Source organism: Nocardia sp. NPDC004260 (assembly GCF_053603155.1).
Genome location: NZ_JBSGEZ010000149.1, coordinates 1 through 6,757, shown reverse-complemented (window position 1 = coordinate 6,757; position 6,757 = coordinate 1). Strand labels below are relative to the sequence as shown.

11 protein-coding genes are annotated in these 6,757 nt (G+C 64.7%); 2 read left to right on the top strand and 9 right to left on the bottom strand.

Features of this window, described 5'->3' with window-relative positions; genetic code table 11:
• From ACWEO7_RS37490 to ACWEO7_RS37450, 9 genes are all read right to left on the bottom strand, one after another.
• On the bottom strand, positions 1–1,419 hold a 1,419-nt coding region (locus ACWEO7_RS37490), incomplete at its 3' end, for a replication initiator (RefSeq protein WP_452430364.1).
• Positions 1,420–1,421: 2 nt separating this feature from the next.
• Positions 1,422–1,661, bottom strand: coding sequence for a hypothetical protein (locus ACWEO7_RS37485; RefSeq protein WP_452430362.1), 240 nt, complete (start codon positions 1,659–1,661; stop codon positions 1,422–1,424).
• Positions 1,658–1,873 carry a hypothetical protein gene (locus ACWEO7_RS37480; RefSeq protein WP_452430360.1) on the bottom strand — a complete coding sequence of 72 codons (216 nt, stop codon included), beginning with the start codon at positions 1,871–1,873 and terminating at the stop codon, positions 1,658–1,660. The genes ACWEO7_RS37485 and ACWEO7_RS37480 overlap by 4 nt, the downstream gene beginning before the upstream one ends.
• A gap of 3 nt (positions 1,874–1,876) precedes the next feature.
• Positions 1,877–2,122, bottom strand: coding sequence for a hypothetical protein (locus tag ACWEO7_RS37475; RefSeq protein WP_452430358.1), 246 nt, complete (start codon positions 2,120–2,122; stop codon positions 1,877–1,879).
• 11 nt (positions 2,123–2,133) lie between these two features.
• Positions 2,134–3,456: an FtsK/SpoIIIE domain-containing protein gene (locus ACWEO7_RS37470; RefSeq protein WP_452430356.1), complete on the bottom strand. Its 1,323-nt coding sequence runs from the start codon at positions 3,454–3,456 to the stop codon at positions 2,134–2,136.
• 1 nt (position 3,457) lies between these two features.
• Positions 3,458–3,763, bottom strand: a complete 306-nt coding sequence (locus ACWEO7_RS37465) for a hypothetical protein (RefSeq protein ID WP_452430354.1) — start codon at positions 3,761–3,763, stop codon at positions 3,458–3,460.
• Position 3,764: 1 nt separating this feature from the next.
• Positions 3,765–4,424, bottom strand: coding sequence for a DUF2637 domain-containing protein (locus tag ACWEO7_RS37460; protein ID WP_452430353.1), 660 nt, complete (start codon positions 4,422–4,424; stop codon positions 3,765–3,767).
• On the bottom strand, positions 4,424–4,663 hold the full coding sequence (locus ACWEO7_RS37455) for a hypothetical protein (RefSeq protein ID WP_452430351.1): 240 nt from the start codon (positions 4,661–4,663) through the stop codon (positions 4,424–4,426). The genes ACWEO7_RS37460 and ACWEO7_RS37455 overlap by 1 nt, the downstream gene beginning before the upstream one ends.
• A gap of 2 nt (positions 4,664–4,665) precedes the next feature.
• Positions 4,666–5,124, bottom strand: a complete 459-nt coding sequence (locus tag ACWEO7_RS37450; protein ID WP_452430349.1) for a hypothetical protein — start codon at positions 5,122–5,124, stop codon at positions 4,666–4,668.
• 198 nt (positions 5,125–5,322) lie between these two features.
• Between ACWEO7_RS37450 and ACWEO7_RS37445 the strand changes: the two genes are divergently transcribed.
• Positions 5,323–6,174: a GntR family transcriptional regulator gene (locus ACWEO7_RS37445; RefSeq protein ID WP_452430347.1), complete on the top strand. Its 852-nt coding sequence runs from the start codon at positions 5,323–5,325 to the stop codon at positions 6,172–6,174.
• 134 nt (positions 6,175–6,308) lie between these two features.
• A complete protein-coding gene (locus ACWEO7_RS37440; protein ID WP_452430345.1) occupies positions 6,309–6,701 on the top strand; it encodes a kinase in 393 nt (130 codons plus the stop codon).
• The last annotated feature ends 56 nt before the right edge of the window (positions 6,702–6,757 follow it).

Here is a 6,757-nt window from a genome sequence, read left to right as displayed (position 1 = left end):
ACGGCCGGGCAGGCCGAGGGTGTCTCGGCGGTGTGCCTTGCCCTTGCACCGGCCGGGGATGGTTTTGTCGTTGGCGCCCTGCGGGACGATGCCGTAGCGCAGCCACACCGCGCACCGAGGCGAGCACGGCGTGTGCTGCAACTCCGCGTGCAACCGGTCGTAGTGGATCGCGGTGCGCGTCGAGTCCGTCTCCAGGACTTCGCTGATCGACTTCGTCAGGTACTTCGTCACGTACCCGATCGCCCGGTCAGCCTTGTCGCCGGGGATGTAGCCTTTCATGTGGCCGGGGTCCATGCGTTCGCCGAACCGCACGGTGTAGGCCGGTTCCAGATCGTCCACGGCATCGAGCACGTCCAGGGCGTCGTCCCAGCCGGTCAACGCCTGCCCGGTGTCGGGGTCCACGAAGGTCATGGCCCGGTAGTCCCACACCGGCATCTTCTCCCCGGAGTACACCTCGTTGTCGGGGTCGAAGTGGGGCCACCAGACTTGGTGGTAGGTCGCCGCGGTGACCATGCGCAGGATCTCCCGGGAGATCACACCGCGCAGCAGCAGGTGCAGGTGCGGAGCGCCGCGCTTCTGCGGTTCGACGGTGGCGAAGTACTGGACGTCGTAGCCGACGCAGCGGCGCAGGTTCTGAATCCAGCGGTCGACCAGCTTGGAGAAGAACACGATGTCCCGGGCGGCCCGGGCGTAGTCGTACTCATCGGGCTTGCGGGGTGAGCCGTCCGAGCACGGCTTGCCCTCAGCGTCTACCGCGCCGTCCTGGTTGATCGCCCCGTAGGACGGCATGGTGAGGGTGACCATCATCGAGGACCGGTACCCGCCGATCACCCGCCCAACGGTGGTGCGCTCGACCTTCTTGCGGGGCAGGTTCGGCACGTCCTGACGCCGTTTGGTCGAGCGGGAACGCCGCTTGCGCTCTGTGGGATCCAAGGGCGGGATGGGGCCACGGAACCCGGAGTCTCGAAGGTCGCGGTCCAGGCTGCCCACCAGTTCCCCGATGGCGTCGGCCATCTCGTCGTCACTGTCGTCGCGGGCTTGGTGGTACTGCTGCGCCAGATCAGCGCGAGTGGTGAGCAATTCGGTCTGGGTATCGGAGGGGTCGCGGGTTTCCTCGACCGGTTCGACTTCGGCGTGCCAGCCTTCCCGGCATTGGGTCATCCGCAGCCAGCGGGCCTTGTCCGCGCACGGCTTGCACACCGAGGCGATAGTGGACTTGCAGGGCGAGGCAACGTATTCGACCTTGCCTGTGCGCGGGTCGAACGATCGCATGGTGATCGGCTGGACGCAGACCCCGAACTTCTCCGCCGTAGCTATGGCGACATCGGTGAAGTTCGGAAGCGCCCGACGCTCAGCGGCAGTTTGGCGAGCCGGAACGGTCTGGTCGTTGTCGTTGTCGAGATCGATGGGTGTGGTCATGGTCAGGATGCCTCTCGGTCGAACAAGGACAGCTGCGTCGGTACGGGGGTGTCGGCGTTGTAGCGTCGCCACATCTCGCCGTCGTGGTCGCGGTAGACGATCACGGGCTTGCCGCCCTCGCGGGGCTGGTAGCTGGGTTTGTCGGCCATCAGGTACGCCTGCGAGACGTTCAGCGCTTTGGGCAGGGGGCGGACGGTTTCACCGATCAGCAGGCCCCACTGCACCTGCTTGCGGACGGTCATGCCGCCCACCCGCCGTCATCGTCGGAGTCCTGCCCCCACGCCTGCCACGAGGGCATCTCCCCGGTTGCCGCGCACAGGTGAACGGCGATCTCGACCGGGTCCGCGCCCCGGCGCTCGAGCAGTCCCCGACGACGGGACGCCAGGTCGATCACGTTGTCCCGGTACGGGACATCAGCGGCAACAGTCTTGCGAGTGTTCTTGATGTGCTTCATGATTCAGTCCTTCGAGTAGAGGTCGTTGATCTCGGCGTCAGCGCGTTCGATGGCGCGGCAGGCGTCGCACAGGACGCGGTCACCGTCGTAGAACCAGCCCACCGCTGCCGAGCGGGCGTTGAGGTACTCCACGGCCTGATTGACCGAGTCGAAGCAGATGCCTTCGGCGTCGGCGTAGGCGTTCTCGGTTTCCTCGGTGTAGAGCTCCCCGCAGCAGTCGCAGTAGATGAGGACATGGACTTCGGTCACGAACCCTCGTTTCATGCCGCCACCGGTCCGTTCTCCCCGTCGCCGAGGTCATCGGGATCGAACCCGGAGTAGTCCTCAGCGGGGCCGGTGATCTGCGGTGCAGGCGAGTACGCGTCCACGATCGCGTCGATGTCGTCATCGGAGACGAAGTACGAACGCACCCGCACGAACTCGCTCGTGCCGTCCTCCCCGACGTACCCGACACCCGGTGTCTCATCGGAGATCTCGTCACAGCGCGCACCACGATCGCGCGCGCCCTGACCGTGGACCATGCCAGTCTGGGTGGGTTCGTCCAGGCGCAGGCCGATGCGGACGGGGAACAGTTGCCGGTTGGGCATCGTCTCCTTCGACGGGTCCTGCAACGCCGCGATCACCGACACCGCCGCCGCACGCCCCTGCGACAACAACAACCCGGTCAGGCGCCGGAACTCCTGCTGTTCCTCCCGGGTCGCGTACGACGACAGCGACGCGGCTTCGTCGATGATGATCAGGATCAGCGGCTCATCCGTGGTCGGGACGATCTTGCGCAGACCGGCAGCCCGCATCCGGGCGAGACGTTCGCGCATCAGCTCGACGGCTTCGTTGAGCATCGCGAGGATGGTGGTGTTGTCGGTTGCGAAGCGGACGAACAGCCGGTTCTCGCCCTTGCCGAACTCCGCGCCGCCCTTCGGGTCAGCCAGATACAGATCCACCAATCCGGCTTTGATCGCGGGACCGAGCGCGACGATGATTGACCACAGCACCGAGCCCTTACCCGAGCCGGTCGCACCGGCCAGCAGGATGTGCGCATACAGCACCCGCAGTCGCCAGGTGTCGAAGTCCTCGGTCACGCCGACCGGGACCGCTTCCAGGTCCACATCCATCACCGACGGCAAACCCGGCAGCGGTACCGTGTCGGCGAGGGTGTCATAGACCCGCAGATCCAAGCGGACGAACCCGGGATCGGTGGCGACCACGGTCACGGACGGGACACCGAAGTAGGCAGCCAGCGCCGCACGGGTGTTGTCGTTGTTCCAGTCCTTGAGCGACTGACCGCCCAACATCTGAACCTCTACCGACATGCCGAACTCGGTGTAGGTGGCTGACAGGACGTTCGGGTAGCCGATCTGGATCGAACCCAGCTTCAGGGCAGGCCACATCAGGGCCAGTTGCCCCGAGTCGGTCACCACGGACACCGCCGTACGCAGCTCGACCGGAGCAGCCGCGGTGACCTCCCTGGCTGCACGAGCAGGTTGCATCTCTCCACCACGCGCCGCCAGCGACCGCAGCCACCACAGCGCCGACGCACCCGTGCACATACCACCGGCGAGCATCACCGAACTCGCGATACTCATCTCAGAACCCCCAACCTTGCGGGCCGCGCTCCAACTCGCAGAACAAGCGGCACCCCTCCGGAGCCGGGGACGACACCGGAGCCTTGCCGACCTCCGACCGGCCGAGATCGACGTCCTCGCAGAACATCACGCACCGATCCGAAGCAGGAGCCGGACGCTCGGTGGTGGTGGCCACCGCCGACGAGGACGCGGCCGCCGGAACGGTCGGGGCCGGGGCGACCGAGGACGTGCCCAGCACCCCGACACCAGCCAACACGGTCACCAGCGACGAGACACCCATCGCCACAGCAGGAACAGAAACAGTCATCTCAACCCCCAACAGGGACAGCGATCGGCAGCATGGTTTGCTGCGGTCGCGAGGAACGAACAGGAATGTGGACCGGCGCAGAAGGCACCGGACGAAGCTCAGCCACCCGCACCGGCTCAGGCACCGGAAGCGGCTCAGGCTCAGGCTCAGGGACGGACACGGGTCCCGGCTCAGGCTCGGATTCGGCCGTGACCTTCTCGGGGGCAGGCTCGACCACCGGCACCGGGACAGAAGCCGGGACGCGTTGCACCCTGCGGAACAACAGAGCCAGCCCGTGAGTGTCGGCCAGCAGGCTTATCGGTGCCACCGCCGCGACCACAGCCGCCGCCCACCCCGGCAACGGGTGACCCGAGGCCACTGCGTGAATACTGTTGCCCGCCACCGACACCGCCGCACCGACACCGAGCACCCAGGCGAAGAACCGGCGGTCGGACTTCTCATCCGAGGCCAGCACGCCAGCGGTGGCCAGCAAGATCGTGCCGTCCACGATCAGCGGGAACAACCAGGCATCATCAGCCGGAATCCGCGCCAGCACCCCGAGGTCGCGAAGGGTGGTGAACGACAGCCGGAACGCCGCCGCCGCTACCGCGACACTGATGACCGCGGCGGACCAGCGAGCCCAGCGCTTCCACCCCGACTGCTGCTGATCCGCCGCACTCATCACGCCGCCTTATCCGCCGACGCGGACACCACGGCATCGTGCTCTGCCAGAACACCCGGCAGGGCCTGCGCCAGCGTGCGGGCATCCTCGATGCTCAAGCTCAAATACGCATTCCCACCGGACAACTCGATGAAAACCGTCGCTGGGATCACACCGCCGTCATAGGTCGATTCGCGCTCGGGGTGGTACTCGGCGGTGATCCCGTCAAAACCGGAAACGGTGGTGTTGAAGAACGACATGATCACGCCGCCTTACCGGTCGGGCGCGCCGCACCCGGATCGGCCGGAGCCTGCTTAGAACCCGAGTTGTCACCCGCAATCCCGGTCGCACGGACAACCCAGCCGATCGACTTGAACTCCCCCGAACCCGCGAGCTTCGGCTTGATCTGCAAGCCCTCCAGCACCACCGGGGTCACGCCCTGCGACACCGGCGACGCCGACGGCACCGGCTGCACATCCGACACAAACGTCACATCGAACGAAGCGTTCTTCGAACCCATCCCCGTCGGGTCCATCACGGTGCCCTTCCACAACCGCTTACCCGTGCCGTTGCCCTCGAAGTCGTAGTCCTGCTTCTGAATCTTCGGCGCGTTCCGATCCCGGCTGAACTCCGTCACCGGCGCGATCTCACCCACCAGCAACAGGCCCATCGGGAACGCCTCCGCGAAGTCCACGCTGAACCACACGTCTTTCAAAGCCATTGCTCAATCTCCTTGGATTCTGCGAATTTGAATGCACCCTCTGTGCCGTACATCACTACGGTAGCAACCGCTTCCCTACCAGAGCAAGTGCTTTTATATGTGAATACTCAGCAACTATCAGAGGACAGATATCCGCAGGTCAGCCTGTCAGCGCAGACTGATACCCTGCGTGTAGCAACTACTACCGAAGGAGAGTTCGTGCCGGATCGTGACCACGCTTCGCCGTCTGCGCCGGAACGCATCGCGCAAGACATCCGGAACGACATCGAGTCAGGCCGTCTCCGTGATGGCGAGCGGCTTAAGACGACGCGACAGCTAGCCGAGGAGTACCGAGCGAGTCAGCGAACCATCACTGACGCAATGGAGATCCTCGCGAAGGACGGTTACATCACGGCCAGGGACCGATCCGGCCGATTCGTAACTACACCCGCTGAACTCGGACGCACCCTGTCATCACCTATGCGCCCGGTTCGGCCACGAATCGTACGAGTAGGCGGCTTTCCTGGGAGCGGGAAGAGCGAGTTTGCCCGCACGCTTGCCCGTCTGACGAACTGGGCAATCCTCGATAAGGACACCATCGCTCGTCCGCTGATTGAACCTGCACTCGAAGACCTCGGACACAGTGTCAACGACCGCGACTCCGCCATCTACTTCGACCGAATCCGCCCGCGCGAGTACGACGCCCTTGCCGCCGTCATCGAGGAGAACGTCGAGTGCGGCAACTCGGTAATCGCTACCGCGCCGTACATCCGTGAGTTCAACAACCAAGCGTGGCTCGACAAGGCCATTGCGTCGGCCGAGACGAACGATGCCATCCCAATGTTTGTTTGGGTCCAGTGCTCGATAGACACGATGCACATGTATCTGAAGAAGCGCGGAGCTGGGCGCGATGCGCACAAGCTCGCGCACTGGGACGAATACGTTGCGAACCTCGACCTGGACTTCCGGCCACGAACCGAGCACGTTTTGATCGACAACGATCCTGGTAGCGAACCTCTCAAAACCCAGGCCAAGCGCCTGGTCGATTCCTTCCGGTCAGAATCACGATGAACGCCGGGATTCTTCTGTACGGAGCACCAGCAACAGGCAAGGACACTATTACCGCAGCCCTATCCCGGCTCGATTCCAGGTATCGACTCTACGAGCGACTGAAGGAAGGTCCTGGCCGGACCACCGGATACCGGATGACCACGGCCTCCGAGTTCGACGCCTTACAAGCGGCTGGAAGTCTGATCTGGCAGAACCGGCGATACCGAGCCCGATACGGCATCGATCGGCACGGACTCGACGAGCTTATCGACGCCCACGCGATTCCTGTCGTCCACGCCGGACAGCCCGAGGTGATCACAGCAGTTACGGAAGCGTTTCCCAACGTGGAGTGGACCATCATCGCACTTCGTTGCTCACGGGAGACCGCCGCCGCACGAATCGTCGACCGAGCTACCGGCGACACTTCCGAACGACTGAAGGCATGGGACGAGACTCCCGTAATCGCGACGGCCGACCTGACCATCGACACCAGCACCACCGCCCCTGACGCGGCTGCGGCACTGATCCACAGTCGCACCTTGGCGTGAGGGAACGCTACCGGCACGTGCTGGTTCACGTGTGCCCATCGCCTTCACGGATTGTT

Coding starts and splice junctions, on each gene's coding strand:
- ACWEO7_RS37470 (WP_452430356.1), bottom strand. CDS start 3,456: ATGAGTATCGCGAGTTCGGTGATGCTCGCCGGTGGTATGTGCACGGGT.
- ACWEO7_RS37440 (WP_452430345.1), top strand. CDS start 6,309: ATGACCACGGCCTCCGAGTTCGACGCCTTACAAGCGGCTGGAAGTCTG.
- ACWEO7_RS37450 (WP_452430349.1), bottom strand. CDS start 5,124: ATGGCTTTGAAAGACGTGTGGTTCAGCGTGGACTTCGCGGAGGCGTTC.
- ACWEO7_RS37465 (WP_452430354.1), bottom strand. CDS start 3,763: ATGACTGTTTCTGTTCCTGCTGTGGCGATGGGTGTCTCGTCGCTGGTG.
- ACWEO7_RS37480 (WP_452430360.1), bottom strand. CDS start 1,873: ATGAAGCACATCAAGAACACTCGCAAGACTGTTGCCGCTGATGTCCCG.
- ACWEO7_RS37455 (WP_452430351.1), bottom strand. CDS start 4,663: ATGTCGTTCTTCAACACCACCGTTTCCGGTTTTGACGGGATCACCGCC.
- ACWEO7_RS37460 (WP_452430353.1), bottom strand. CDS start 4,424: ATGAGTGCGGCGGATCAGCAGCAGTCGGGGTGGAAGCGCTGGGCTCGC.
- ACWEO7_RS37485 (WP_452430362.1), bottom strand. CDS start 1,661: ATGACCGTCCGCAAGCAGGTGCAGTGGGGCCTGCTGATCGGTGAAACC.